The organism is Streptomyces sp. ICC4 (assembly GCF_003287915.1).
GTDB lineage: Bacteria > Actinomycetota > Actinomycetes > Streptomycetales > Streptomycetaceae > Streptomyces > Streptomyces tritrimontium.
The window spans coordinates 8,331,542-8,357,949 of sequence record NZ_CP030286.1 but is presented as its reverse complement, the minus strand read 5'-3'; the positions used below and the strand labels follow the sequence as shown (position 1 = coordinate 8,357,949).

The window sequence follows — 26,408 nt, the reverse complement described above, 5'->3', positions numbered from 1 at the left end:
ACCCTGTCGACCGGCGCCGGGCGACGAGGACGGCGGGCTCGTCGTGGAAACCGCGCGGGTCCCACCTGGTCAGGGAGGAGCACTACCCGGACAGGTTCGCGCCGGGCGGCGGCACCGCGTTTGGGGCCCCTGATCCCGTGCCAGGGATGGGGACATGTCACAGCACACAGCATCTGAGGTCACCGCCCCGGTCCCGGTCCTGTCGGACGAGGTGCGCGAGGCGCTCGCCCGCCGACGGCCCGTCGTGGCGCTGGAGTCCACGATCCTCGCCCACGGCCTGCCCCGGCCGCGCAATCTGGCGGTGGGCGCGGAACTGGAGGAGCTGGTCCGCTCCGAAGGGGCCGTCCCGGCGACGATCGCGGTCGTCGACGGGGTGGCGTACGCCGGGCTCGACAAGGCCCGCCTCGAACGGATCGCGGGCGGCGAGGGGGTGCGCAAGCTCGGCCACCGGGATCTGGCGCCCGCCCTGGCGACCGGGGCGACGGGCGCCACCACGGTCTCCGCCACGGCCTTCCTGGCCGCGCGGGCGGGCCTGCGGGTCTTCGCCACGGGCGGGCTGGGCGGCGTACACCGGGAGTGGACCCGGTCGCAGGACGAGTCGGCGGACCTGTCGCTGCTGGCGCGGACGCGGATCACGGTGGTGTGCGCGGGGGTGAAGTCGATCCTGGACGTGCCGGCGACCCTCCAGCGGCTGGAGACCCTGGGGATCGGGGTGCTCGGCTTCGGGACGGATCGTTTCCCCGGGTTCTACCTGGCCGATTCCGGCGAGCCGGTGGAGTGGACCGTGGACCGCCCGGAGCAGGTGGCGGCGGTGATGGCGGCCCAGGACTCCCTCGGGGGGCCTAAGTCGGCCCTGCTGGTGGCCAATCCGGTTCCGGAGGCGGAGCAGTTGGATCCGCGACTGCACGACCGGGTCCTGGCCGAGGCGCTGTCGGAGTGCCGGGAACGGGGGATCACGGGACAGGCGGTGACGCCGTTCCTGCTGGGGTTCCTGGTGCGTGCGACGGGCGGCGCCTCGCTGGAGGCCAACCTCGCGGCGGTACGGGGCAACGTGCGCCTCGGGGCCCGGATCGCGCGGGCCTGGGCGGCCCGCCCGTGACCGCCGCGCCCGGGGCCCTGCTGGTGGTCGGGGACGTGGTGACGGACGTGGTGGCGATCCACGCGCGGCCGCTGGCCCCGGCCACCGACACCCCGGCCCGGATCCGGACCCTGCCGGGCGGCGCCGGGGCCAACGCGGCCTGCTGGGCGGCCCGTGCCGGCACCGCGGAGGTGCGCCTCCTCGCGCGGGTCGGCGCCGAATCGGCCCGGTGGCACGAGCAGGCGCTGCTCGACGCGGGGGTGCGCCCGCGGCTGGTGGTCGATCCCGCCGAGCCGACCGGGACGGTGGTCGCGCTGGTGGACGGGGACGCGGAGCGCACGTTCCTGACCGACAGCGGGGCCGCGCTGCGCCTGTCCCCCGCCGACTGGGAGCCCGAGCTGCTGGACGGGGCCGCGCACCTGCACCTGTCCGGCTACCTGTTCTTCGCCGACACCAGCCGGGAACTGGCCCTGCTGGCGCTGCGGGCCGCCGGTGCGCGGGGGGTGCCGGTGAGCGTGGATCCCGCCTCGGCGGGGTTCCTGGCCGCGCTGGGTCCGGAGCGCTTCCTGGCCGCCGTCGCGGGGGCCGGCGTACTGCTGCCGAACGAGGACGAGGCCCTGTTGCTGGCGGGACTGGCGAAGGAGGCCGGTCCGGAGGGGGTGGCCCGGGCCGCGGCGGAGCTGAGCCGGCGGGTGCCGCTGGTGGTGGTGACCCGGGGCGCGGCCGGCGCGCTGATCGCCGAGGACGGCCGGGTGACGGCGGAGGTGGCGGCCGAATCGGCGCGGGCGGTGGACTCCACGGGCGCCGGAGACGCCTTCACCGGCGGGTTCCTCGCGGCCAGGCTGGCGGAGGCGGGCTCAACCAGGCCCTTCCGGGCGGGCCCCTGCCGCCCCCCGCACCGGGCGCACCGGGCAGCGCCCCGTCGACTCCGTCGGCCCCCGCGCCGGCGGCGACGGCCAGGACCCTGCAGCCCGGGTCGCCCCCCGTGTCGGTGGCACCGGGCGGGTCGGTGCCGACCCCGTCGACCCCGGCCGCGCCCGCTCACAACCAGGCCCTTCCGGGCGGGCCCCTGCCGCCCCCCGCACCGGGCGCACCGGGCAGCGCCCCGTCGACTCCGTCGGCCCCCGCGCCGGCGGCGACGGCCAGGACCCTGCAGCCCGGGTCGCCCCCCGCGTCGGTGACACCGGGCGGGTCGGCGCCAACCACGTCGACCCCCGCAGGGGGTACGGCCCCCGACTCTCCGCCGGCCCGGCCGACTCCTGCGTCGGCTGCGCCGATCGGGCCTCTCCTCTTCCTGTCGCCGTCCGCCGGGTCCCCCGGTGGAGGGCCGATGTCACCGGACCTTGCCCTGGCCGGCGGGCCGCTGCCGTCGGACGCCGGCGGGCCTGACGGTCCGGTGCCGACGCTGCCGACTACCGTGCCGGCCGTGCCAGGCGTGCCGGGCGGGGCTTCGCCCACGGCGGCGGCTTTCGCGCCGGCCGTTCCTGGCGGACCGTTCCTCCCAGGCTCCGGAGGCGCCGCGACGCCTGGCCTTCTGTCGATCTGGCCGGACTCCGCCGTGCCGCTGTCGGCCCCCGCGTCGGGCGTCCCGTGGGCGGAGCGTGCCGGGGTGCCCGAGTCGGCGGTCCTCTCGGGCGTCCCCGCCGACTCCCGGGTGCTGTCCGCTTCCGAGACGGCCGCACCGACTCCGACGGCCCCCACCGGGCCGCAGCCGGCCGCGACCCGTTCTCACGAGCTGCCCCCGACGGCCTCCGCCGGTCCGCTCCGCTCACCGTCCGGCTCCGGTTTCGGCGCCCGGGCCGCAGCGGACGCCGAGCCCGTGTCGGCCACCGCCCAGAGCACCACACCGGTCGCCTGGACCGTGCCCGGGCTCGTTTCGCCCACCACGGCCGATGCCGATGCCCAGTCAGCATCCGCCCCGGGCCCGGCCCCGGCCCCGGCCCCGGCCGTGCCGGTCCCGAACGCCGCCGCTCCAGCGGATCCGGGCCTCGGAGCCGCGCCCGCCGCGACGGGCGGTCCGGCGGGCGCGGCCCCCTCCAACGCTCCATCCAGCGGGGTGGGTTCGGCCACCCCGCGACCGGCCGCCGCCGTCCTCCGGGATGTCCAGGCCGTCCAGGCACCGACCGCCCCGGCCACTCCGACCTTCGGGTCCGGCTCCGGTGTGCCCAACCCTGAGCCCGAGCCCGTGCCCGCGCCGGAGCCCCGTCTCTCGCCGCCCGCAGCAGCGACGACCACCGCGCCGCCGTCGGCCTCCGGGGTGCCGGACCGGTCCGTGCCGCCGACCCCCGCGGGGACCCGGCCGTCGCCGGTCTCGCCGACCTCGGCCCCCGGGGTACCGGCTCGGCCCCTCCCGGACCCGGTGTCGTCCCGTCCCGCCCCGCCTGCCATCGCCGAGGCGGCCTCCGCGTCCGGCTCGCCAGGGCCTGAGCTCTCCCCGCCGGCCGGTCCCTGTCCCTCGGCCCCGGGCGCGGCCGGCCCGGCCGCGCCCACCGCGGGGCGACCGGACGGGCTGTCCCCGACAGGCCGGGTCGGGGCCCAACCGGAGCGGCCCGAGCGGCCCGAGCAGGCGGCCGCGCCAGAGGGGACGGGGACACCGCTGGCTGCGGCCCCCGGCTCCCTCAGGGTGTCCGCGGCGGCCGAGGACACGGCGGGTGAGCGCCACCGAGAGCCGTCCCCGCCGGAGCAGGTCACCGCGTCCCCGGGACCCGCCGGGCACACGGACGCCCTCGCGGAGCCCGAGGACCGGTCCGCGCCGTCCGCCGAGGCCCTGCCCGGCAGGCCCGGCGCGGGCATGCCATGGGCGCCGGCCGGGCCCAGGCCCGGCGGGGACTGCGGCACCGTGCCGCGACAGAAGGACGGCACGGTCAGACCCCGTGTGGGCGCGGCCGACCCGCTGGACCACCCCGAGCCCGCGGTCGCCGCCGAGGCCGCGACGGTCGAAGGCCTGCTGCGGTGCTGGGTCCGCGAGACCGGCCTCGGGCAGCCTGCCGGACCCGTGCTGCGCATCCCCCTCCCCGCATCCGGTGCGGCCCTGCTCGTCGCCGTCCGCTACTGGTCCGCGGCCGGCTGGCACCGCTTCGGCACGGCCCGGATCGAAGGCGCCCCCGCCGACGCCCCCGCCGTGGACGCGGTCACCCTCGCCGCGCTGATCTCCCGCGAAGGCAACTCCGCTCTCGGCAGCGCGGACCTCGTCGGCCGGGTCGCCGACTCGGTGCACCGCACCGCCGAGTTCATCGCCGACCGCCGCCGGCGCCCGAACGCCCCCGCCCCCGTCGCCTCGGACCGGTTCCTCACCGCGGAACAGTCCCTCCTCCTCGGCCACCCGCTGCACCCGACCCCGAAGAGCCGCGAAGGCCTCTCCGCAGCGGAAGTGCGCAGCTACTCACCCGAACTGCACGGCTCCTTCCCCCTGCACTGGGTGGCGGTCGCGCCCGCCGCGCTCGCCACCGACTCGGCCTGGACCGAGCGGGGCCGTCCCGTCTCCGCCGCCCGGCTGCTGGGCCGCCTCGCGCCCGGGCTCCCGGTGCCCGACGGCGCCACCCCCCTTCCCCTTCACCCCTGGCAGGCCCGCGACCTGCTCCAGCGCCCCGCGGTCGCCGCGCTCCGCGACGCGGGTCTCCTGCGCGACCTCGGTCCCTACGGCGATCCCTGGTACCCCACCTCCTCCATCCGTACCGTCCACCGGCCCGGCGCCCCCGCGATGCTCAAGCTCTCCCTGGGCCTTCGCATCACCAACTCCCGCCGCGAGAACCTCCGCAAGGAACTCCACCGCGGCATCGAGGTGCACCGGCTGCTCCGTACCGGCCTCGCCGAGCAGTGGCAGGCGGCCCACCCAGGCTTCGACATCGTCCGCGACCCCGCCTGGGTCGCCGTCGACGCCCTGGACGGCACCCCCGTCCCCGGGCTCGACGTCATGCTCCGCCACAACCCCTTCCGTCCGGACGACGACGCCCTCTGCATCGCCGCACTCACCGCGCCCCGCCCGTGGCCGGGGCGGACCACCATGACCTCCCGCCTCGCCGAGACCGTCGCGCGTCTCGCCGCCACCACCGGGCGGACCACGTCCGCCGTCTCCGCCGAGTGGTTCCTGCGCTATCTCGACCACGTCGTCCTGCCGGTCCTCGCCTTCGACGCCCTCGCGGGCATCGCCCTCGAAGCGCACCAGCAGAACACGCTGGTCCTCCTCGACCCGGCCGGCTGGCCGGTCGGCGGCCGCTATCGCGACAACCAGGGCTACTACTTCCGCGACTCGCGCCGCGCGGAACTCGAGCGCCGGCTCCCCGGTATCGGCAGCGCCAGCGACACCTTCGTCTCCGACGCCGTCACCGACGAACGCTTCGCCTACTACCTCGGCATCAACAACGTGCTCGGTCTCATCGGTGCCTTCGGATCCCAGCGGCTCGCCGACGAACGCATCCTGCTCGCCGCGTTCCGCCGCTTCCTCGGCAAGGCCGCGGGCCTCGGCCCGCTTCCCGCACGGCTGCTCGATTCGAGCACCCTGCGCTGCAAGGCGAATCTGCTCACCCGCCTGGGAGGCCTCGACGAGCTGGTCGGCCCCGTCGACACCCAGTCCGTCTACGTCACCATCGCCAACCCCCTTCACGATTGACGCGTCCGTACCGACACGGAGAAGAGCCCCGATGCCCTCCACCGACTTCCACACCGGTGCATCCCACATCGGTGCGCCCCGCACCGATGGCTCCCGCACCGTCCCGCCGCAACTCACCGCCCGGCTGCTGCCCCTGCTCGCCGAAGCGGATCTGCTCGACTCCCCGGCGGGCTGGGGCGGCATCACCACGAGGGCCGGCGTCTTCCGCCTGCAACCCGTGCGGCTCGACCGCGACCTGGAGCTGCTCACCCGCTGGATGAACGAACCCGAGGTGGCCGCCTACTGGGAGCTCGCCGGCCCCGCCGCCGTCACCGCCGCCCACGTGCGGGCACAGCTGGACGGGGACAGCCGCAGCATCCCGTGCCTCGGCCTCCTCGACGGCACGCCGATGAGCTACTGGGAGATCTACCGGGCCGACCTCGACCGGCTCTCCGCGCACTACCCGGCGCGCCCCCACGACACGGGTATCCACCTGCTCATCGGAGACGGCACGAACCGCGGCCGGGGTCTGGGCACCGCGCTCCTGCGCTCCGTCACCGACCTCGTCTTCGACAACCACCCACGCTGCATGCGCGTCATCGCCGAACCGGACATCCGCAACACCCCCTCCGTATCAGCCTTCCTGAACTCCGGCTTCCGCTGTTCCGCAGAGATCGAACTGCCGGACAAGCGCGCCGCGCTGATGATCCGCGAGCGGGCGCTGCGCAATCTCCTCTGAGTGCCGCCCCGCACGTCCCGGATCCCGCACGCACGCTCACCCGCCTTCCGCTCTCCGTGTGCAGCTTCCGCACTTCTCCCTTCGAAAACTCTGCGTCGCGCAGCAAAGTTCCCGATCTCCGAGGAGTCCCGTGCAGAATTTCTCCGCAGCCCCCGACTCCGCAGCCCCCGACACCCACTGGGCCGGTGGCAGCACCTAGGGCGGGCGTGTCGGGTGCGACCGGGTCGGAAGAGAGCAGCAGGAGCCCGTCCGAGGACACGACGGCCACGGAGTTGACCCCGGGGACCTCCTCGACGAGGTCGGTCAGCAGCCACTGAAGGTTGCGGGCCTGGGTGCTCAGTCCGTACGTACTGGGCGCGGTCATGTGCGTGCCTCCTGTGCGGTGTCCCCCCGGTCGGTGTGCCCCTGGTCTTGCCGTCGGTCCTGCGGTCGCCCGTCGTGCGGTCCGTCCTGCGGTCCGTCCTGCGGTCCGCCCTGCCACCGGTCCTGGCGCGGGGCCTGGGCGAGCTCCGCCTCCACGACGCGCCGTCCGTCCTGGGCACCCCGGTAGAACCCGCCGAGGCGCCGGCGCAGTTCGTCGGCGTCCACGCGGCGCGGCTCGGGGGGTACGTCGCCTCCCCGGCCGGCGGCCACCACGCGGGGGGTCCGCTTGGGGAGCCCCTTGTCGGTGAGTTCCTCGTCGGTGGGCTCGGCGGGCGCCTCCTGCTGCGGCGGGACCCGGAACACCTGCTCGGTGGGCGGCAGCCGGCCGGGCGGGGGCGCGAACGCCACCGGTGCCGGTGCGGGCTCCGGGACCGCCCGGGCCGGCAGCTCCGCGGCGGGCTCCGGCGCCGGAGCGTGGGCAGGCTCCGGCTCGAAGCGCGGCTCCGGCTCAAGGACCGGCTCGGGCTCGAAGCCCGGCTCCGGCCAGGCCGAAGCCTGCGGGTCCGGTGCGGCGGCGGGAGCGGCCGCGCCCCGTACCCGCGAGGGCAGCACGTTCTCGTTGGCCTCGGCGATGATCCCGGGCAGCCGCAGCGCGGGCGCGCCCGGCGCGCCCAGGGTGTGCACCGGCGAGGCCGGCGGGGTGGCCGGCAGCAGCGCGGCCGGTACGACGACCAGCGCCTCCGTACCGCCGTGCCGCAGCGTGCGCAGCTCCGCGCTCACGCCGTGCCGGGCCGCGAGCCGGCCGGCCACGTACAGGCCGAGGCCCAGGCCGTGTTCCGCCTCCGGCTCCTCGTCGTACGCCTCGGGCGTGGCGAGCCGCTCGTTGAGCGCGGCCAGCCGGTCGCCGGTGACCCCGATGCCCTCGTCCTCGACGGACAGCACCACGTCACCGGAGTCGAGCAGCCGGCCGGACACCTTCACCCGGGCGTCCGGCGGCGAGAAGGTCGTCGCGTTCTCCAGCAGCTCCGCGAGCACGTGCGAGATGTCGTCGGCGGCGTGCCCGGCGACCTGCGTGTACGAGGGCAGCGCCCCCAGTTCGACGCGCTCGTAGCGCTCGATCTCGCTGACTGCCGCCCGCATGACGTCGACCAGCGGGACCGCCGCGGCCTGGCCGTGGCCGTGCTCCTGGCCGGCGAGGACGAGCAGGTTCTCGTTGTGGCGGCGCATCACCGTCGCCAGGTGGTCGAGCTTGAAGAGGGTGGAGAGCCGGTCCGGATCCGGTTCCTCGGACTCCATCTCCTCGATGACGGCGAGCTGCCGCTCGACGAGCCCGAGGGTCCGCAGGGACAGCGACACGGACGTGGTCGACATGATGCGGCGGTGCTCCTCCAGCCCCGCCCGCAGCTGCGAGAGCTCGTCCTCCAGCGCTTCCCGGCCCGTGGCGAGCGCCTCGTTGCGGCCGATGATGCGGCGCCGGTCGGCGTCGAGCCCGGCGATCCGGGTGTGCAGGGAGACCGTCTGGTCCCGTACCGCGTTGAGGTTGCGCACGACCTCGGCGAACTCGTCGTCGCGGCCGGTGAAGCGGACCGGTTCCACCGAGCCCTCCGCCGTCGCCAGCCGCGCCGCGCCGCGCCGCAGGACCGACAGCGGGCGGGTCAGCGAGCGGGCGATGGCCGTGGCGACGCCGATGGTGACGAGGAACAGCACGCCGAGGAAGGCCAGTACGGTCTCCAGCGCGGTCACGTCGTCGTCCCGCAGCGCGGCGAGGGCGGTGGCGCGCTGGCCGGCGAGGGTGGCCTCGACCGAGCGCATCCGGTCGACGCGGGCGGTCAGGGCCGATCCGACGGTGCCGGCGTCGACCTTTCGGTCGGCGCTGGAGAGGGTCGGCCGGTCGGTGAGCCGCTTGAGGTGGTCGTCGGCCGTCTTGACCTCGGGCCCGGTGACGGTGGCGGTGAGGGTCTGGCGCACGTCGGGCCGCGCGGCCCGCGCGAAGTCCTCGAGGGCGCCCTGCTCCCGTACGCGCGCCCGCTGGGCGGCGCCGGTGAGCTCGTCGACGGCGGCGGCGCCGGGGGGCTGCTCGCCGCGGGGGACGGCCAGCGCGGCGAGCAGCAGTCCGCGGGTGGCGGAGGCCTGTTCCACGGCCTGGCCGAGGGGGGCCAGCGGCCGGGTGGTGACGAGGGCGTCCCCGGCGCGCGGCGGGGTCAGTTCGACGAGCCGGGCGCCCGGTGCGAGGACCTCGGCGATGACGCCGGAGTAGGCCTGGTGGGCGGCGAGGGCGCTGCCCTTGCCTTCGAGGGCCTCGGTGCGCACGGCGCGGACCCGGCCCAGCGCGCGGGCGAGCTCCTCGCCCGCGTCGGACCGGACCTCGCCGAGCTGCCGGTCGGTGCCCGCCGTGCGCTCCTGGAGCGCGGCCTGGGCGCCCTGGGGCCCGCCGGGGCGGCCCTTGGCCACGTACTCGGTGACGGCGTCGCGCTCGTCGCCGAGCAGGTGGGCGAGGGTGAGGGTCTGGCGGCTCTGCTCGGCGAGGGTGACCAGCTGCTGGGAGTCCTTGAGGTCCGCCGAGGCGGAGACGACCGCGGGCGCCCCGGCCGCGAGGACGGCGAGCCCGGCCACGGCGACGCCGACGACCAGCCTGCTGCGCACCCGGACGCGGCGTCGCGCGGGGGCGGTCGCGGCGGCCGGGCCCTCGGAGCCCGGTCGGTCGGGTGCGGTGCCGTCGGGTGCGGTGCCGTTCGCGACGGTGCCGTTCTTCCGAGGCCGCTTCTTCTGCACCGGTGCTCGCAATCCTGTGACGTGTGCTGCTCGTGCTCGTCTACTCGTGTGGCCGAGGTTTCGGCCGGTCAACGAGTGAACGCCCCCGCCCCGGTTGTACCGCCGCGTCGTACCGCCGTACCGCCTCAGACCATCGCAGTGAGTTGGGGAGAGAGCCGCACATCGCCCGCCCGGCCACACGAAGGAGTGAACAGCACGGAGGAGTTGGCGACCAACTCGGCGACCTGGTGTCAGGGCGCGTCCGTGGACAGGTGGTTGAAAGATCGATGCGGCTTTTGACAGGATGCCCGCCCACATACCGGCGGTCACCCCAGTGGCCGCAGGGATCGTCTGCCGCCCCACCCGCACCCGCTTGGTCCGTACTTTTGCCGGGCCGCCCCGCCGCCGCGGGGACCCGCGCGGGCAGAATGCCCGTATGCGCATCGATCTCGCTTCGGCCCCCGGCGACCCGGAACGCCCCAACGAGGACTGGGTGTCGGCCGCGGTGCCCGCGTCGGGCGGCGGGGTCCTGGTCGCCCTCGACGGGGTCACCCCGCCGCCGGGCGACGTCGGATGCGCGCACGGAGTGCCGTGGTTCGCGGCCCGACTCGGGGGCCGATTGACCGAACTGTCCGGATCGCACCGGGACATGCCCCTCGATCTCGCCCTGGCGGAGGCCGTCCGCGCCACCGCCGACGCCCATCGGGGCACCTGTGACCTTTCTCACGTACGGACCCCGCAGGCGACGGTGGTCGTGGTCCGGTGGGACGCGTCCTGGGTCGAGCACCTGGTGCTCTCGGACTCCGTACTCCTCCTCCAGGCGCCCGGAGGCGAGGTGAGCGCGGTCCTCGACGACCGGCTGGACCGGATCCCGCGCGAGCGGCTGCGCACGCAGGCCTCGGCGGACCTGCTGCGCAACGCGGAGGGCGGCTTCTTCACCGCCGCCGCGGACCCGGCGGTGGCGGCCCGCGCGGTGACCGGGCGCACGCCGCGCTCGCGGGTGCGGGCGGTGGCGGCCCTCACGGACGGGGCGAGCCGGTGGACCGAGACGTTCGCAGAGGGCGACTGGGCGCAGTGCCTGGCGGTCCTGCGCAAGGAGGGGGCCCAGGCGCTGATCGAGCGGGTACGGGCCCTGGAGGCGGACCCCGGCCGCCCGCACGGGCGCGGGAAGCGGCACGACGACGCGTCGGCGGTGTACGCGGAGCTGTGAGGTGCGGGCGCGGCGGCTGCCGGGAGCCGGCGGCTGCCCGGGGTGGCCGCTCCGCGCCCGCCACTCCCCTGCTCGGCTACTCCATGCCGGTGTTCAACTGGTTCAGCAGCCGGGCCAGTTCCGCCACTTCACCGCGGTCCCAGTCCGCGAGCTTGCGCATGTACTGCTCGCGGCGGGCGCCCCGCACGCGCAGGAAGCGGTCCCGCCCCTCCTCCGTGAGCCCGACCAGGAAGGCCCGGCCGTCCGCGGGGTCCGGCTCGCGGGCCAGCAGGCCCAGGTCCTCCAGGGCTCGCAGCTGCCGGCTCATGGTGGCCTTGCCGACCCCGAAGTACGCGGCGAGCTCGGTCGCCCGCTGCCGCCCGGCGGCCTCCAGGCGCACGAGGAGCCCGTACGCGGCCGGTTCCAGCTCCGGGTGCAGGGCGCGCGCCATCTCCCCGGAAGACGCGCGGGCGCGCCGGAGCAAGACCGACAGCTCCCGCTCCAGGGCCAGGAACTCCTGGTCTTCGCTCCCGTGCACGGGCCGGCTCCTTCGGTGGTGTGTGGGGCACCAGTATTTCGCAGCGGGTACGCCGCGGGCCCGGGGCCCCGCCGCGGGACGCCACTCCCGTAGCCCCCGGCGCCACGGCATCGAACCCGACCGGCGAGTCCGCCGCACAGCAGCGCCTCGCGCCCGACGACACACCCCTCTGGACCCCCAGCAACGCCCCCGGGGCCGACTCCATGGAGCTCGACGACGCGCCCACCCTCCCGTGGTACGCCCCCGGCGAGGGCCCCGGAGGAGAAGCCCAGCCGTACGCGTACGTCAACCCCGCCTTCGACGCCCTGGCCCGCAACGCCAGCCGGAGCCCGATGTCCGCCGCGGAGTACCAGCACCGGGTGAGCGAGAGCGTCCACCAGGGCCGCCAGATCTCCTACGTCGTCAACGCCATGGTCAGCCACCGGACCCTCACTGACTCTCCCGAGCTGCTCCAACGGTTCCTGCACCACGTGCAGGACGGCCTGCCCGAGCGGTACCGGGGCCGCGTCGGGGTGGTCGTCGCCGTCAACGGCGGCGAGAAGTCCGGGACGAAGTCGGAGGCGCTGAAGGCCACGAAGCGCGCGGAGGCGGCCGTCCGGATCCACGCCGCGGTCACGGCCGTCGCGGCGGGGACCTCGTTCTCCCTTCCGCTGGCCCTGGTTCCCACCCCGCTGGACCCCTGGCCCGACAAGTTCCCGTACGGAACCGCCCGCAACGCACTCCTCGTCAACGATGCCAACCGCCAGGCCCTGCACGCCTTCATGGACCAGGGAAGCCATCCGTACGTGGCCTTCATGGACTTCGACGACTACCCCCACCATGCACCGGACGGCACCCACGTCTTCGCCCAGCTGGACCGTCAACTGCGCTTCGACGAGGCTGAGGAGGGGGACGGGGTCGACCACGGCGACGCGAACGCGGAGTTCGCGGTGCCCCTCACCGACGAGCCGACCGAGCGGGACTTCAGGCCCCTGTCACCGCAGGAGATCGCGGCCCAGCCGCCGGCGAACCTCCCGCCGCTGCGCCCGTACCTGATGTCGGGCGGCTACTTCACCCCCGTCACCCCGGAGGGGAAGGCCCGGCTCCTGCGGGACACCGCGACGCGGGTGCGGGAGAAGAACGACGAGGCCGCGGCGGCGTACGAGAAGCGGCTCGCCGACTTCGAGAAGGGGCAAGCCGCCCAACAGAACCAGGAGACGGCGCAGGAGCCCCCCGTCCGGCCGACGCCCCGGACCTCGCCGAACGACTTCAACCATCGGGACGTGCTGAAGTTCGTCCACGCCGTCCAGCGCGACATGAGTGCCCGTGACCGCCAGGCGGCCATCGCCCCCCAGCTCCCCTACTCCCCCGAGCCGAACCTCTTCGTCGACGGCCCCGCCCTCCTGCTGGAGAGCAACGCGGTCGAACCGGTCCGCTTCGGCACCGGCGGGGGCGAGTTCCACGAGCTCAGCGAAGGCCTGATGGAACTGGCCACCTGGGAACTCGCCCGGGAACTCGGGACGGGGAACACCCCCGCCCCGGGGACGCCGGCCCGTGCCGACGGCTACGAGCAGGACATCGCTCCGCTGCGCAGCGCCGCCGAGAACCTGGTGCCGCCCACCCGCGGTCTCGCCTTCCACACCGGTTTCCGCCACAACGCCACCCAGACCGACCTGTCCCGACTGCTCGCGGGCAAGCTCGTGGGCGCGTTGCCCCAGGACCACGAGGGGCTCCCCAATCCCATGAACCGGCTGTTCAACCGCGCCGAGGGGGACGAGTACACCGCCCGTGGCGAGGAGGTCAGGAAGATGCGCGCGGGCCTTCGGCTCTCGGCCGTCCGCACGGGGCTGGACGGGGGCGCGGGCCGTCCGAAGTCCAAGAAGGCGCAGGCCCGTACAGCTCCGCAGGCGGACCCGCTGCGCCCCCTGTTCCACCCCGGTGGACGCGTCTGGAAGTCACTGACGTCGAGCTCCGCCCCGCCCGCCGGTGAGCCGGGCCCCCGCCTGCCCCGGGCCGAGACCGAGGCGCCGCGCGACACCGGCCTGGGCGACCCCGCGAAGCAGCGGATCAGCCGCGCGGTGTCCCGCGCCGTTCCCGGCCACCCGCACGTCTGGGCGGGTCTCGATCCGACGCAGATGCGCCTGCACGCCTACCAACTGGCGCTCAGCGACGACACGTCGGCCTTCCTGCGCCACATGCGCCACTTCGCCCGGACCTACCTCGTCCGGCCGCCGACGCCTGCCGCCGACTCCGTCGGGGGCCGACTGGCCGAGCGGGACCTGCTCGCCGCCGCCCGGTTCCACAAGCCGCAGGGCTCCTTCCTCGCCGCGCTCAGCGAGGCCTTGCAGCCGTCACCGCAGCCGCAACAGCCCCCGAACCGGCCCGCGGACCCGGCCGATGGCACCTCGACGGCGCCACGGACCCTCCACGCGGACCCGCTGACCTGGAACGAAGTCCTGCGTCCCATGTTCCGGCACGTCTACCTGCGGTACGCGTCGGTCTCGGCGGTGAAGGAACTGACCAACCGACTGGTCGCGCAGGGCACCCCCGTCAACGACTTCTTCGTCCGCCTGACGACCGGTCGCGTCCATCCGTTCGACCAGACCCCGGCCACCTACGCGGAGCACGACGCCGCCACGCCCGACGGACTCGACGCCACCGCGCGCTTGCTGCTCGGCCTCTACGCCGACGCCCTCGGCCGGAGCATCCACCTGACGACTCCGGGCGGCATGCGGCACACCGTCGCCCCGTCGTCCCCGGGCACCTACGGCGATGGCGGCGCCGCACCGCTGGACATCCGCTGGAACGCCGGTGACGGCGGATGGGCCGCGCACCGGCCCGCAGCGGCGCCCGAGCGGTCCGGAGCGCCGGGCAAGCGCACCCGGGCCGACGACGACGAGCGGCGTGGGAGGCACGGGGGCCCGGAGGGGAGCGGCGGCCGGCAGCCCAAGGTGCAGCGGGGCCTGTCGCTCATGGAGGAACTCAGCCTCGACGGCGACACCCCGGGACCCGCCGGCTCCGGGAACCCGGCCCGCCCCGGCCGGGGCCGGTCGGACCTCTCCGAATCCGCTTTCGACCGCCTCTCCGGCCGGAACCGGGGCTCGGGTGGTTCGAGCGCCCGCCCCAGGGGCTCATCATGATCACATCAGGGCCGGCGAGGACGGGAGAACCAGTGCGACAGGGTGGCGACGGACCGGCGGAACGGCCCCCGCGCGGCGGCATGTCCGGGCGGCTGCTGCGCCGGCTCGGACGCCGCGTCAGCGGCCCGGAGCAGGGCGCGGCGGTGGGGGGTTCCGACTCCGGCACGGGGGCGCCGGCGCAACCGCCGCGCACCGTACGGGACGAGTTCCCCCACCGCTACCTGCTGCGTTCCTCGGCCGTACGGGACTCCCCGGTCCGCGGCCTCGTACGGGAACTGCCCGCCGACGCCCGCCGGCCCGCGGTCGTGGTGGACGTGCCGCCGGCGGCCGCCGGCAACCTCGGCGAGGAGCTGGGCGGCCTGCTGGCCCTCCTGCGCGAGGAGGAACCCCTCGCCGTCCGGCTGGTGCTGTCCGGGGCGGCCGCCCCGGCCGCCGGTGGGGACGGTCCGCTGGCCCAACGCCTGGCCGACGCCTGGGAGGTGACCCTGGAGGCTCCCGACGCTCCGGCCGTGCTCACCCCCGGCGGCCTGCTCTACGTCACCGAACCCGCCACCCCCGGCGGCGGCTGGTGGCGGTTCGCCCCGGGGGCGGCGCCCGAGGCGTTGGGCACCCGGCTGCCCGCCCCGCGCTGGCAGCGCGCCCTGGTCCGCGTCCCCCTGGGGCCGGTCGGCGCGTGCGTGGTCCGCGCCGTGCCCGCCGGGCTCGCCCTGTACCCGGCGGACACCGCCGCGCCGCGTCCCGACGATCCCGCCTACGCGGTCGCGGTGCACCCCGACCGGCTGAGCGTGCTGCTCGGTGCCCCGCGCGCGGAGCCGGTCGCCGCGGAGGACCTGGCCACCCTCCTCGCCGGTCTGCCCGCCGAGCCGCGCCGCTCCCTGCGGCTCGTCCCGGCCGACGGCCGTGAGGCGGTCGCCCTGGCCGAGGAGGTCTGCGACCTGCTCGGCACCGAGATCGAGGTGTGCCTGGGGCTCCCCGTCGCCGCCTCCGAGAGTGAAGGCGGCGGTGAGGCCGGGGCCGAAGCCGATCCCGATGCCGATGCCGGACGCGTGCGACTGCTCTCCCCGGAGGGGGAGTTCACCTGGCCCGCGCTGCTGACCGCCCTGGTCTGCTCCCCCACCGGGGAGGACGGCTCGCGCCCCGCGCCCCGGCCCTCCGCCTGGGCGTTCCCCCCGAACGCGGGGACCCCGGGGGCGCGGCCGGCGACCCTGCGGCTGCCGTCCGGCGTCTGGGCGGTGGCGGTGCGCTCCGGGCTCTGGCTCGGCACCACCCCCGAGGCGCCGCCCGAGGTACGGGACCGGGGCGCGCAGGCCCGGGCCCTGCGGGTGGAGCTGGCACCGGACTGCCTGGCGGACAAGTCCGTGCGCGAGGGCTGCCTGAAGGACCTGAGCGCGCTCCTGGCCGGTCTCGACGCGGCGGCCCGTACGCACACCGAGCTCGCGGTCTCCGACGGTGCGCACCCCGAAGCGGTCGCCGGACTGCGGCGGTTCGCCGTCCGTACGGGGCTCACCCTGGCCCCGGCGCCCCGCCCCGCCAGGCGACGCCCGGCGAGCCCCCGCGCGAAGCGCGTGTTCGCGTCGGCGCCCGTTTCCCCGCCGTCGGTGATCTGCTTGACGATCCCCAGCCGCTGGTCGGCCAGCCGCACCCGCCACACCCGTGACCGCGGACTGCTGTCCAGGAGCTTGGCCTGCTCGGGGGTGCCCCCCCCGACGACCCCGCCTGGGAAGCCAAACGCCGTCGCGCCGGCATCGCCGCCTTCCTCACCGGCGCCGCCGCCTCCCTCGCCTTCTTCGCCTTCTTCCCCGGCCTCCCCCACGTCATCGACTGGGGCGCCATCCTCACCTCACTCGCCGTCGGCGGACTCGCCCGCCGGGCCCGGCAGGTACACATGACGAGGGCTCGGAAGGGCACCACCCCCGAGTGAGGCCCCCGCCTCCTGCCTACCCTGTCCGGGTGACCGATCCGATTGAGCTCGTGATATTCGACTGCGACGGCGTACTGGTCGACAGCGAACCCCTCTTCGTTCGGCTCCAGATCGCCCTCGGCGCCGAGCTCGGCTGGCCGCTCGCCCCGCACGAGGCGATCGAACGCTTCGTCGGCCGTTCCAGGCAGTCGATCATCGAGCAGATCGCCGCGCGGCTCGGCGACGAGACGGCCGCGATCTGGTGGGAGCGGCTCATCCACCAGCACGAGGCGGCGATCGAGGCGGAGATCACCCCGATCGAGGGGATCACCGAAGCGCTCGACGCGCTCGAAGCGCTCGCACTGCCGATCTGCGTCGCCTCCAACGGCCGCCACGAGAAGGTGCGTCACGCCCTCGGCCGCACCGGCTTGTACGAGCGCTTCGCGGGCCGCGTGCACACCGCCGCCGACGTCGCGCACGGCAAGCCGGCCCCCGACCTCTTCCTGTACGCCGCCCAGCGGATGGGCGTGGACCCGGCTGCCTGCGTCGTCGTCGAAGACAGCCGGTCCGGCGTACAGGCGGCCCGCGCCGCGGGGATGCGGGCCTTCGGCTACGCCGGCGGCCTGACCCCCGCCGAGTGGCTCGCCGGACCCGGCACGGTCGTCTTCCACGCCATGCGGGAACTCCCGGCCCTCCTCACGAGCCAGCAGCAGAGATAACGGACACCGGCCGCTCGAAGAAGGTCTCCAGGGCCACCGTCGCCTGCGTACCGCTGACGCCCTCGATCGCGTACAACCGCCTCAGCACGTCCTGGAGTTGCTCGGTCGTCCCGGTCCTGACCTTGACCAGGACCGACGCGCTGCCCGCGATGACGTGCGCCTCCTGCAGCTCGGGGATCGCGGCGAAGCTCCCGCCGGAGTCGCCCATCCACGCCGATGAGTCGACCATGACGAAGGCCAGCACCCCGCCGCCGACCGCCGCCGGATCCACCTCGACGGTCGTCCGGCGGATCACCCCCGACTCCCGCAGCTTGCGCACCCGTTCGTGGGCCGCGCCCGCGGAGAGTCCGACCGCCTTGCCCAGGGCCGCGTACGCCTGCGCGGCATCCTCCTGCAGCAGGTTCAGCAGCTTCCGGTCCACGTCGTCCATGACACCCTCCTCCAAACCAACTCCCGGCATTCCCTTGCGCTGACCATACGTCATCCTGCAATACTCAACTCAAGCAGGATGCAGTTCAGCAGTCGCTCCCAGGGCGACGACCGAAGGAGAACGGACATGGCCACGGGCCGCCCCGCGCTGTACGAAGTGCTCGACGACAGGTTCCGTACGGAGAAGTGCGCCGCGGGCGATCTGCAGCTGGAGACGATCCACGTCGGCTCCCGCTGGGCGGAGGGGCCGCTGTACATCCCCGCCTGGCGCCAGCTGATCTGGAGCGACATCCCGAACGACCGGATGCTGCGCTGGGACGAAACCACCGGCACGGTCAGCGTCTTCCGCTCGCCCGCCGGGCACCCCAACGGCAACACCCTCGACCGCGAGGGCCGCCTGATCACCTGCGAGCAGGGCAACCGCCGGGTCACCCGGACCGAGCACGACGGCTCGATCACCGTGCTCGCCGACAACTACCGGGGCAAGCGCCTCAACAGCCCCAACGACTCGACCGTCAAGTCCGACGGCTCGGTCTGGTTCTCGGACCCGGACTTCGGGCTGACCAGCGACTACGAGGGCGTACGCGGCGAGCCCGAGATCGGCGCCACCAACGTCTACCGGATCGACCCGGCCACCGCCGAGGTCCGGCTCGTGGCGGACGGGTTCAGCGGGCCGAACGGCCTGGTCTTCTCGGCCGACGAGCGCGAGCTGTACGTCTCCGACAGCCGGGCCAACCGCATCCGGGTCTTCGACGTGCGCGAGGACGGCACCCTCTCGGAGGGCAGGGTCTTCGCCGAGGGAACCGGGGAGGGCCGCTTCGACAACATCCGCTTCGACGACCGCGGCCACCTCTGGGCGGCGGCCATGAACGGCGGCGTGCACTGCTACGCCCCGGACGGAACCCTCCTGGGCCGCATCCTCGTCCCCAACACGGTCTCGAACATCCGCTTCGGCGGCCCGAGGGCGAACCGTCTCTTCATCACGGCCAACGACACGCTCTACTCACTGGTCATGGGCGTCAGAGCCGCCCCGACCCCCGCCTGACCAAACTGGGCACGCCCTCGGCGTTAGCGAACGTCGGACGTCGGGGTATCACCTGGGAGTGGACTGGATGGCATCAGCAGGCACGCTGGCAGGAGCCGTGGTTGGCGTGGGAGCCGCGTTGACCGCCGAGCGCCTTCGCTGGCGCCGCGACAAGGAGCGGGAGGCGGCGCAGACGCGCAGAGCCGTGTACTCGGAGTTCCTGATGGCGCTCAGCCGCGGACACACCGACATGCGGAGCATCGTTCTGCGACCTGACCGACCGTCTGGCGAAGCCCTGTTCGGCGAGCTCCATCAGGCCCTCGACGGCGCCGGCATCTGGCGCCTGAGACAAAGCCTGTCACTCACGGCATCGGCCGAGATCATTCAACTGGCTGAAGCCGCCTGTGACGCCTTGGCCGTGATGCGCGACGGGCTCATAGAGGAACCGCACCTTCGAGGCGCCTCCTATCCGATCTGCCGCGCGGAGCTCTGGCGGGAGAACGCGCACCTGCGAGAAGCCATGCGCAGAGACCTCGGGATGGACGGCCCCGCAGACCCGGAAGTGGGCCAGTACCGCCTCTCGGACAGAAGCAGATCCCCAAGGGACGACTGACCGCCATCGGCCCCCGCGGCTGCCGGCTCGCGCCCGGCCAGGGCCGGCGTCCTGAAGAAAGCACCAGACCCCGGACAAAGCAAAACCCCCAGGTCACGGCGAGTGAGTCCTGAGGGTTCTACAGAGCCGCCTTCGGGATTCGAACCCGAGACCTACGCATTACGAGTGCGTTGCTCTGGCCAGCTGAGCTAAGGCGGCACCGCTGGGAAGACAAGAATTTCCCTGGTGGGAGGCTCTCATCAGCAGCGGCCCAAAGTCTACAGGGTTAAACGGGGTGCCCCGAACCGGGTCCCGCGGCGAGTCCGCGGGGTCCTCCCGGGGCCCCGTGTGCGTCCCCCGTCAGCACTTCTTGCCCTCCTCCGGGGCCTTGCCCTCCAGGAGGTAGCGGTTGATCGCCGAGTCGATGCAGTTGCTGCCCCGGCCGTACGCCGTGTGGCCGTCCCCGTCGTACGTCAGCAGCACGCCCGAGTCGAGCTGGCCGGCCAGGGCCTGGGCCCACTTGTACGGGGTCGCCGGGTCGCGGGTGGTGCCCACCACCACGATCGGCGGGGCGCCCTTCGCGGTCAGCGCGGCGGCCTTGCCGGTGGCCTTGGCCGGCCAGTACGCGCAGTTCAGCGAGGCCCAGGCGAGGCCCTGGCCGAAGACCGGAGAGGCCTTCTCGAAGGAGGGCAGCGCCTTCTCCACCGCCGCGGGGCCGTCGAAGGCCGGAGGCTGGTCCAGGCAGTTGACGGCGGCGTTCGCCGACATCAGGTTGGCGTACTTCCCGTCCGGCTCGCGCTCGTAGTAGCTGTCGGCGAGCGCGAGCAGGCCGTTGCCGTCGTCGTCCTTGATCGCGGCCGTGAGCGCCTCTCGCAGCTGCGGCCAGGCGTTCTCGTCGTACAGCGCGGCGATCACGCCGGTCGTGGCCAGCGCCTCGCCGACCCCGGTGCGGGCCGGGTCGGTGGTGGGCACCGGCACGGCGTCGACCTTGCGGAAGAACTCCTTCAGGCGCGCCGCCACCGCGTCCGGGCTGCCCTGGCCGAGCGGGCAGTCCGGCTGCTTCGCGCAGTCCGCGGCGAAGGCGCGGAAGGCGGTCTCGAAGCCCTCGGTCTGGTCCCGGTTCAGTTCGAGCGCGGGCCGGGAGGGGTCCATCGCCCCGTCCAGGACCAGCCGGCCGACCCGCCCCGGGAAGAGGTCGGCGTACGTCGCCCCGAGGAAGGTGCCGTACGAGGCTCCGACGTACGTCAGCTTCTCGTCGCCCAGCGCCGCACGGAGCACGTCCATGTCGCGGGCGGCGTCGACGGTGGACACGTGCGGCAGGATCCGCTGCGAGTGCGTCTGGCAGGCGGCCGCGAACTCCTTGAAGGCCGCCACCAGCAGGGCCTGTTCCGCCGAGGTGTCCGGCGTCTGGTCCACCTGCGTGTACCGGTCCATGGCCGGGCCGGTCAGGCACTGCACCGGGCTGCTCCGGTCCACGCCGCGCGGGTCGAAGGAGACCATGTCGTACGCCGCGCGGACCTGCGCCGGGTAGCCGATGCCCGCGTACGCCTGGAGGTAGCCGATGCCGGAGCCGCCCGGGCCGCCCGGGTTGACCACGAGCGAGCCGAGCCGCTTTTCGGGGCTGGTGGCCTTGCGGCGGGCCACGGCGATGTCGATGTCACCGGACTCGGGGTGCTCGTAGTCCAGCGGGGCCTTCATGGTGGTGCAGTCGAAGCCGGGGACACCGCAGTCGCGCCAGCTCAGCTTCTGGTCGTAGTACGGGCGCAGCGCGGCCGGGACGGCGCCCGGCTCGGGGGTAGGCGGGGCTCAGGGGCGGCAGGTCGGCGGCCGGGTCCGCGTACAGGGCGGACAGCTCGGAGGTGAAGAGGTCCAGGGACCAGTCGTCGGCGATGGCGTGGTGGACGGCGAAGTGGATCAGGGCCCGCCCCTCGTCGAGGGTGAGCACCAGGGTGCGCAGCAGCCGGGTGCCGTCGGCGTCCGGGCCGGCCGCGCGGTGTTCGGCGGCCAGGGCGCGGGCCAGGGCCTGGCGTTCGCCGGCCGGAACGCCGGAGAGGTCGACGTGGCGCAGCGCGGCGCCCGGGTCGGCGGTCAGGCTCTGCCGCCAGCCGTCGGCGTCGCGCCGGACGACGGTCCGCAGGGCGGCCTGGCGCCGGCCCAGCAGGTTCAGGGCGTTCCGCAGCCGGTCCTGGTCGAGCGGGCCGTCGACGGCGTAGCCGCGTCCGATGACGTACCGGTCGGTGCTCGCGGTGGCCTCCTGCTCGAACCAGATCCCCTCCTGGGCGGGCGACAGCGGCAGTCCGGCGGGGTCGGCCGCGGGGGCGACCGCGGGGTCGGCCTCGGGGTCGGCCTCGGCGGCGGAGCCGTGCTCCGGTGCTACCCCCGCGGTGGCGGCGGCCACGCGGGCCGCCAGGGCCCGGACCGTCGGGGTGGTGAACAGGTCGGCGATCGTCAGGGCCGCGCCCTGGTCGCGTTCCAGGCGGGCCAGGATCGCCATCGCGGACAGGGAGTCCCCGCCGGCGGCGAAGAAGTCGGTGTCCGGGCCGACGGAGCGGCCGAGGACGGCCTCCCAGTGCGCGGAAACGGTGTGCAGGGCGGCGGCCTCCGTACCGGCACCCGCCGGGGCGCCGCCGGCCGGGCCGGGAGCCGCCGCGGCCGCGACGGCCGCCCGGTCGGCGAGGGAGGCGAGGCGGCGCCGGTCGGTCTTGCCGTTGGCGGTGGTCGGCAGCTCCGCCAGCACGGTGACGGCTGCCGGGACCGCCGGTTCGGGCAGGATCCGGGCGGCGTGGGCGCTGAGGACGGCCTGGGTGCTGAGAGCGGCCTGAGTGCTGAGAGCGGCCTGGGCGTCGGACCGGGCGTCGGCGTCGGCGGCCGCGTCGCCACCCGGTGCCAGCACCACGTACGCGGCCAGCCGGCGCGCGTCCGCGGCGCCGTAGGGGACCACGACCGCCTCCCGGACCGCCGGGTGGGTCAGCAGCGCCCGTTCCGCCTCGGCCGGTTCGACGCGGTGGCCCCGGATCTTGACCTGGTCGTCGAAGCGCCCCAGGAAGGCCAGTTCGCCGCCGGGGAGCCGGCGGACCCGGTCGCCCGTCAGATAGGCGGTGTGGTCGGGCCGGCCGGGCTCGGGGACGAACCGCTCGGCGGTCTGCTCCGGCCTGCCGCGGTAGCCCCGGGCGACGCCCGGGCCGCCGATGCAGAGCTCGCCCTCCTCGCCGGGCCCGGCCGGGGTGCGGTCGGGGCGCAGGACGTGGGCAGTGGCCCCGGCGAAGGGACGGCCGATCGGCACGTCCCGCCAGCCGCTGTCCCAGTCGTCCGGGGTGTCGAAGGTCTGCCAGCAGGCGTAGACGGTGGTCTCCGTGGGCCCGTAGCCGTTGACGATCCGGCAGCCGGGCAGCTCGCGCAGCGCGGTCCGCACCGCGTCCGCGTCGGCCCGGTCGCCGCCCGAGACGCACAGGCGCAGCCCGCGCAGGTCCGCCGTGATGTGCTCCATCGCCAGCCGGAACAGCGGGGCGGCGAGCCGCAGGACGGTCACCCCGTGGCGGGCGCACTCCCGGCCGATGTCGTGGACGCCGGGCCGGTCGGACGCCGGCAGCACGAGCCGGGCGCCGTTGAGCAGGGCGCCCCAGATCTCGAAGACGGAGGGGTCCACGTGGAGCGGGGCGAGCTGGAGGACGGCGTCGTCGGCGGTCAGTCCGGCCTCGGTGGCGTGGGCCAGCGCGAGGACGGACCGGTGCGCGACCTGGACTCCCTTGGGGGCGCCGGTGCTGCCGGAGGTGTGGATGACGTAGGCCGGGGAATCCGGCCCCGGCCCCTGACTCTGACCCTCACCCTGACCCTCGCCCGCAGGGGCCTCCGGGACGGCGTGCGGGGAGCCGTCGCCCGGCTCCGGTGCGTCCTCGTCGACGGCCAGGACCGTCACTCCGGCGGGCAGGAGGGCACGCAGCCGCGGAACGTGCGGCCCGGCGGCGAAGACGGTGCGCAGGTGGTTGTCGAGGACGAGCGAGCGGATCCGGTCGTCCGGTGCGTCGGGGTCCAGCGGAAGGTAGGCGCCCCCGGCCAGAACCGTCCCCAGCAGGGCGGCGATGGTGCCGGGCGAGCGGTGGGCGCAGATCCCGACGGGCTCGCCGGGGGCGGTGCGGCCCGAGAGGCGGCGGGCGGCGGCCGCGGCCCTGGCGGCGAGTTCCGCGTAGCCGATCCGGAGGTGGCCGCGGACCAGCGCGGTGCGGTGGGGGTGGGCGCGGGCCACTGCGGTGAAGGCCGCGCCGAGGGTGGTTGCGGTGGTGTTCACGGGGCCGCGGTCACCTCCTGCGGGTCGCGTTCGAGCGCCTCGACGACGCTGGCGGTGTCGAAGAGGTCGAGGTAGCGGGAGATGAGTCCGTCGCGGACGGTGAATACGTTCATCCACGGGGCCTCGTAGCGTGCGCCGTTGGCCAGGACGTGGGTGCGGCTCACGCCCAGCACCACGACCCGGTCCCCGGCGTCGAGGTAGTCGTAGGCGTCGCACTCCTGGACCCGGATCAGCTCGCGGACGATGGCGAAGAACGCGCGGAATCCCTCGACGCCGCGGTAGACGCCCGCCCACGGCAGCGAGGCGGGGCCGTGGTAGACCCATTCGAAGTCGGGGGCGAGCAGCGGCTCGATGTCGGCGAGGCGGCCCTCGTCGAACAACCGGAAGAAGGTGCGGATCACTTCGACGTTCTCTGTGCTCATACGGTGCTCCTCGACGAGTTCGCGGGGGTGCGGGACGGGCGCCGCTCCGGCCGCCGGGACAGGCGCCGGGACAGGCGCCGGGACAGGCGCCGGGACGGGCCCTGGGACAGGCGCTGGCCCAGCCGGAACAGGGCGGCGTGGGCGAGGAGCCGGGCCGGGCCGGTGCGGGAGAGCCGGCGGGCGCCGCGCATGACCTGGGAGATCTCCCGCTCGGTGGCGGTCAGGGGCAGCAGGAACACGTCGTAGACGACGAAGGCGCGGGCCCGGTTGATCCACCAGAGGATGAGGGCGTACGTCATCCACTCGCCCCCGGGATCGACGAGGCGGCCGAGCACTCCGGGTACGCGTGGTTCGAGCCGGCCGAGCATGCCTTCGGCGAAGCGGCGGCCGACCACTCCGCGCGGCCCTTCGTCCATGGCGGCGAGTCCGGCGCGCACGAGGTCCGACAGGGCCCCGGCGCGTTCGGGCACGCCGAGGGCGTCGACCTGGCGGATGGACTGGAGGGCGAAGTGGGCGCCCAGTCCGTGGGCGTGGTGGGTGCGCAGTTCCTCGACCAGCCGCGGGTTGGCCCGGCGCGCGGCGTCGTGGACCTCGTCCGAGACGAGGGCGGCGCCGGTGGGGAAGCAGCCGTGGCTCAGTGCCTTGGACAGGCTCATGAGGTCGATGTCGGGGAGCCTGCCGTGGTGGGCGAAGCGGGTGCCGCAGCGGTAGTAGGACGTCAGGACCTCGTCGACGCCGACGAGGTAGCCGTGCTCGGTCCGGCCCTCGGTGACGGCGTCGAGGAGGGGTCCGGGGATCGGGGCGTAGGCGTCGGAACTGCCGTGGACCAGTTCGATCCAGACGAGTCCGATGTCGCCCGCGGCCGCCTCCTCGCGGAACTCCTCGACGGCGTGCGGAGTGAAGGGGTCGATGTAGCGGATGTCTTCGTAGAGCGGTCCGAAGGGTGCGCGGGTGCGGTCGGCGGCGGTGGCGAGCAGGGAGACGAGGGTCTTGCCGCCGTAGTTGTGCTTGAAGACGACGATGCGCCGCTGCCGGGGGCGGGCGAGGCGGGCCAGGGTGATGGCGCTCTCCACCGCGGACGCGCCGCTGACGGCGGGGAAGGCGTGGGGCAGGCCGGTTTCGCGGGCCAGGACCCCTTCGAGCTCGCGGACGTGGTCCCGGGCCGGGTCGTGGCCCCGTACGACGTCGGTCAGCGCGTCGGCGGGGTTGTGGCCGGCCACGCCGAGCCCGGCTCCGCAGAGCCCGTCGACCAGGTCCAGTTCGCGGCCGGAGTCGAGGCGGACGGTGAGCCGGGAGCCCTTGGCCCGGACGACGTTCAACGCGCCGTGCAGCTTGCGCTGCATGCGCGCCGCCATCGGGTTCACGTGCCGGGCGTACAGGTCGAGGGTGGCCTGCCGGTCGGCGGCGGCGGCCGCGAGGACGCGGTGCACCGGGGCGGTGGCCTCCCAGCGGGGCAGCAGCCGGGCGACGACGGCGCGCATGGCGACGGTGTTTCCGCCGTAGGTGTTGGAATGCAGGAAGCCGGTCCGCGGGGTGCTCCACGGCGCGAAGGTGTCGTGGGTGCCGGTGAAGGCGCCGAACGGGACCTCGTGCCCGGTGAGGGATTCGCCGAGGACGACGAGGTCGGGGCGCAGCGCGGTGACGGCGGGGTCGGTCGCGGTGTCCGGGGAGATGTCGCTGAGGTCGACGACGACGCGGGCTCCGGTGGCGCGCGCGGCGCGGGCCAGTTCGGCGACGGCGGCCAGGTCGCTGTCGTCGAGGAGTTCGGGGGCGCGTATGACGAGCCCGCACACCGGGGTGCTCCGCAGGGCGGTGCGCAGGCCCGCGACGGTGGTGTGGGTGGGGGCCCCCTCCTCTAACCCGGGGGCACAGGCAGGCCTTTGCGGCCCGTCTGGCCGGGCGCACAAGGATTTGGGCGGCTGGCCGCCGGCACAGGGCACAGCCCGTGCGGGAGGCTCGGCACCTGCTCAGCCACCATGCCTGAACCGCGCCCCGAACGCACCTGCTGCGCACCGTCAGCACGGCAGACCATCGGCACGCATCTGTCAGCGCACCGTCCGCGCGGGCCGGACCAGAGGTCCGTCACACGTCCCTTCCCTGAGCGTCCAACCGGCCCACGGCCCCGCTGCGCCCCGTTGGACGGCCGCTTCGCGCAACGGCCCCGCAGCAGCTGCAGTTCGGCTATCCGGGGGGCACGGCGGAACCGGTGGGAGTCCGGCGGGCAGGGGTGCGGGAGCGTGGTCACATGCGCCGCTGGTCTCTGCCTCTGCTCCTCGCCGCCCTGCTCGCGGTCTCCGGATACGTCACTGTCCGTTCCGCCCCCGGCCCGGCCGCGAAGCCCTCCCCCGCCAGCACCGCGGCCGACGACAAACATCCGGGCCCCGACCGGGACGAGCAGCGCACCGCCGGGCCAGCGGCGCTGCCCCTCTCCCAACTGCCCGGCGCCTGCCCCGAAGCCGAGCCCCGCATCGCGTGTACCCGGCCTTGCGGGCCCCGCTGCCGCGGTGGACCGGCAGGGGGCAGGCACTGCCCACCGGGTCCAGCCGGAACCCCGGCCGCGCAGGGCGACCCCGTCCAGGCCCGCCGTGCGCCCCGCGGCCAAGACGAAGCCCAGGACCACGGGCACGGCGAAGGCCTGCGCCAGTACACCCGCACCGCCGTGGTTCCCCGTG

At 75.1% G+C, this 26,408-nt stretch carries 15 protein-coding genes, 1 tRNA gene and 3 pseudogenes; 10 read left to right on the top strand and 9 right to left on the bottom strand.

Annotation, left to right across the window (positions count from 1 at the left end; genetic code table 11):
* Nucleotides 1-154 precede the first annotated feature (154 nt).
* From DRB89_RS39250 to DRB89_RS39230, 4 genes and pseudogenes are all read left to right on the top strand, one after another.
* Nucleotides 155-1,099, top strand: a complete 945-nt coding sequence (locus DRB89_RS39250) for a pseudouridine-5'-phosphate glycosidase (RefSeq protein WP_112452011.1) — start codon at nucleotides 155-157, stop codon at nucleotides 1,097-1,099.
* A pseudogene (locus tag DRB89_RS39245) lies at nucleotides 1,096-1,932 on the top strand (PfkB family carbohydrate kinase); the annotation flags it as partial. The gene DRB89_RS39250 and the pseudogene DRB89_RS39245, both read left to right, overlap by 4 nt.
* 1,937 nt (nucleotides 1,933-3,869) lie before the next feature.
* A complete protein-coding gene (locus DRB89_RS39235; RefSeq protein ID WP_112463947.1) occupies nucleotides 3,870-5,687 on the top strand; it encodes an IucA/IucC family protein in 1,818 nt (605 codons plus the stop codon).
* Nucleotides 5,688-5,718: 31 nt separating this feature from the next.
* Nucleotides 5,719-6,336, top strand: a pseudogene (locus tag DRB89_RS39230) (GNAT family N-acetyltransferase); the annotation flags it as partial.
* Here the strand turns inward: DRB89_RS39230 and DRB89_RS46160 are convergent.
* Complete coding sequence (locus DRB89_RS46160; protein ID WP_275435588.1) at nucleotides 6,263-6,769, bottom strand: roadblock/LC7 domain-containing protein; 507 nt, start codon at nucleotides 6,767-6,769, stop codon at nucleotides 6,263-6,265. The pseudogene DRB89_RS39230 and the gene DRB89_RS46160 overlap by 74 nt on opposite strands.
* Nucleotides 6,766-9,540 carry a nitrate- and nitrite sensing domain-containing protein gene (locus DRB89_RS39220; protein ID WP_112450260.1) on the bottom strand — a complete coding sequence of 925 codons (2,775 nt, stop codon included), beginning with the start codon at nucleotides 9,538-9,540 and terminating at the stop codon, nucleotides 6,766-6,768. Before DRB89_RS39220 ends, DRB89_RS46160 begins: the two co-directional genes overlap by 4 nt.
* A 415-nt stretch (nucleotides 9,541-9,955) precedes the next feature.
* Here DRB89_RS39220 and DRB89_RS39215 point away from each other — a divergent pair, with 415 nt between their 5' ends.
* Entirely contained in the window at nucleotides 9,956-10,729 is a 774-nt protein-coding gene (locus DRB89_RS39215) for a protein phosphatase 2C domain-containing protein (RefSeq protein WP_112450259.1), read from the top strand.
* A gap of 76 nt (nucleotides 10,730-10,805) precedes the next feature.
* Here DRB89_RS39215 and DRB89_RS39210 read toward each other — a convergent pair whose 3' ends face one another.
* The gene (locus DRB89_RS39210; protein WP_112450258.1) at nucleotides 10,806-11,246 is read right to left on the bottom strand and encodes a MarR family transcriptional regulator; all 441 of its coding nucleotides are present in this window, start codon (nucleotides 11,244-11,246) and stop codon (nucleotides 10,806-10,808) included.
* Nucleotides 11,247-11,266: 20 nt separating this feature from the next.
* Here DRB89_RS39210 and DRB89_RS39205 point away from each other — a divergent pair, with 20 nt between their 5' ends.
* From DRB89_RS39205 to DRB89_RS39185, 3 genes are all read left to right on the top strand, one after another.
* Nucleotides 11,267-14,365: a hypothetical protein gene (locus tag DRB89_RS39205; protein WP_162688916.1), complete on the top strand. Its 3,099-nt coding sequence runs from the start codon at nucleotides 11,267-11,269 to the stop codon at nucleotides 14,363-14,365.
* Between the two features lie 32 nt (nucleotides 14,366-14,397).
* Complete coding sequence (locus tag DRB89_RS46460) at nucleotides 14,398-16,254, top strand: hypothetical protein (protein ID WP_162688915.1); 1,857 nt, start codon at nucleotides 14,398-14,400, stop codon at nucleotides 16,252-16,254.
* 61 nt (nucleotides 16,255-16,315) lie between these two features.
* Nucleotides 16,316-16,984: an HAD family phosphatase gene (locus DRB89_RS39185; protein WP_112451398.1), complete on the top strand. Its 669-nt coding sequence runs from the start codon at nucleotides 16,316-16,318 to the stop codon at nucleotides 16,982-16,984.
* Here the strand turns inward: DRB89_RS39185 and DRB89_RS39180 are convergent.
* Nucleotides 16,962-17,414, bottom strand: a complete 453-nt coding sequence (locus DRB89_RS39180; RefSeq protein ID WP_112451399.1) for an Lrp/AsnC family transcriptional regulator — start codon at nucleotides 17,412-17,414, stop codon at nucleotides 16,962-16,964. The two genes, DRB89_RS39185 and DRB89_RS39180, sit on opposite strands and share 23 nt — an antisense overlap.
* A 126-nt stretch (nucleotides 17,415-17,540) precedes the next feature.
* Between DRB89_RS39180 and DRB89_RS39175 the strand changes: the two genes are divergently transcribed.
* Nucleotides 17,541-18,458 carry an SMP-30/gluconolactonase/LRE family protein gene (locus DRB89_RS39175; protein WP_112451400.1) on the top strand — a complete coding sequence of 306 codons (918 nt, stop codon included), beginning with the start codon at nucleotides 17,541-17,543 and terminating at the stop codon, nucleotides 18,456-18,458.
* 58 nt (nucleotides 18,459-18,516) lie between these two features.
* Nucleotides 18,517-19,050 carry a hypothetical protein gene (locus DRB89_RS39170; protein WP_162688914.1) on the top strand — a complete coding sequence of 178 codons (534 nt, stop codon included), beginning with the start codon at nucleotides 18,517-18,519 and terminating at the stop codon, nucleotides 19,048-19,050.
* Nucleotides 19,051-19,174: 124 nt separating this feature from the next.
* Here DRB89_RS39170 and DRB89_RS39165 read toward each other — a convergent pair.
* From DRB89_RS39165 to DRB89_RS39145, 5 genes and pseudogenes are all read right to left on the bottom strand, one after another.
* Nucleotides 19,175-19,248, bottom strand: a tRNA-Thr gene (locus DRB89_RS39165).
* A 141-nt stretch (nucleotides 19,249-19,389) separates the two neighbouring features.
* A pseudogene (locus tag DRB89_RS39160) lies at nucleotides 19,390-20,787 on the bottom strand (alpha/beta hydrolase); the annotation flags it as partial.
* Nucleotides 20,687-23,272: an amino acid adenylation domain-containing protein gene (locus DRB89_RS39155; protein WP_239516930.1), complete on the bottom strand. Its 2,586-nt coding sequence runs from the start codon at nucleotides 23,270-23,272 to the stop codon at nucleotides 20,687-20,689. The pseudogene DRB89_RS39160 and the gene DRB89_RS39155, both read right to left, overlap by 101 nt.
* A gap of 38 nt (nucleotides 23,273-23,310) precedes the next feature.
* Complete coding sequence (locus tag DRB89_RS39150) at nucleotides 23,311-23,736, bottom strand: nuclear transport factor 2 family protein (RefSeq protein WP_112450429.1); 426 nt, start codon at nucleotides 23,734-23,736, stop codon at nucleotides 23,311-23,313.
* Complete coding sequence (locus DRB89_RS39145) at nucleotides 23,733-25,529, bottom strand: aminotransferase class III-fold pyridoxal phosphate-dependent enzyme (protein WP_162688912.1); 1,797 nt, start codon at nucleotides 25,527-25,529, stop codon at nucleotides 23,733-23,735. Before DRB89_RS39145 ends, DRB89_RS39150 begins: the two co-directional genes overlap by 4 nt.
* Between the last annotated feature and the right edge of the window lie 879 nt (nucleotides 25,530-26,408).

What these genes read in the sequence shown, in the direction of transcription:
- DRB89_RS39250 (WP_112452011.1), top strand. Translation starts at nt 155, where the DNA reads ATGTCACAGCACACAGCATCTGAGGTCACCGCCCCGGTCCCGGTCCTG.
- DRB89_RS39235 (WP_112463947.1), top strand. Translation starts at nt 3,870, where the DNA reads ATGCCATGGGCGCCGGCCGGGCCCAGGCCCGGCGGGGACTGCGGCACC.
- DRB89_RS46160 (WP_275435588.1), bottom strand. Translation starts at nt 6,769, where the DNA reads ATGACCGCGCCCAGTACGTACGGACTGAGCACCCAGGCCCGCAACCTT.
- DRB89_RS39215 (WP_112450259.1), top strand. Translation starts at nt 9,956, where the DNA reads ATGCGCATCGATCTCGCTTCGGCCCCCGGCGACCCGGAACGCCCCAAC.
- DRB89_RS39180 (WP_112451399.1), bottom strand. Translation starts at nt 17,414, where the DNA reads ATGGACGACGTGGACCGGAAGCTGCTGAACCTGCTGCAGGAGGATGCC.
- DRB89_RS39175 (WP_112451400.1), top strand. Translation starts at nt 17,541, where the DNA reads ATGGCCACGGGCCGCCCCGCGCTGTACGAAGTGCTCGACGACAGGTTC.
- DRB89_RS39150 (WP_112450429.1), bottom strand. Translation starts at nt 23,736, where the DNA reads ATGAGCACAGAGAACGTCGAAGTGATCCGCACCTTCTTCCGGTTGTTC.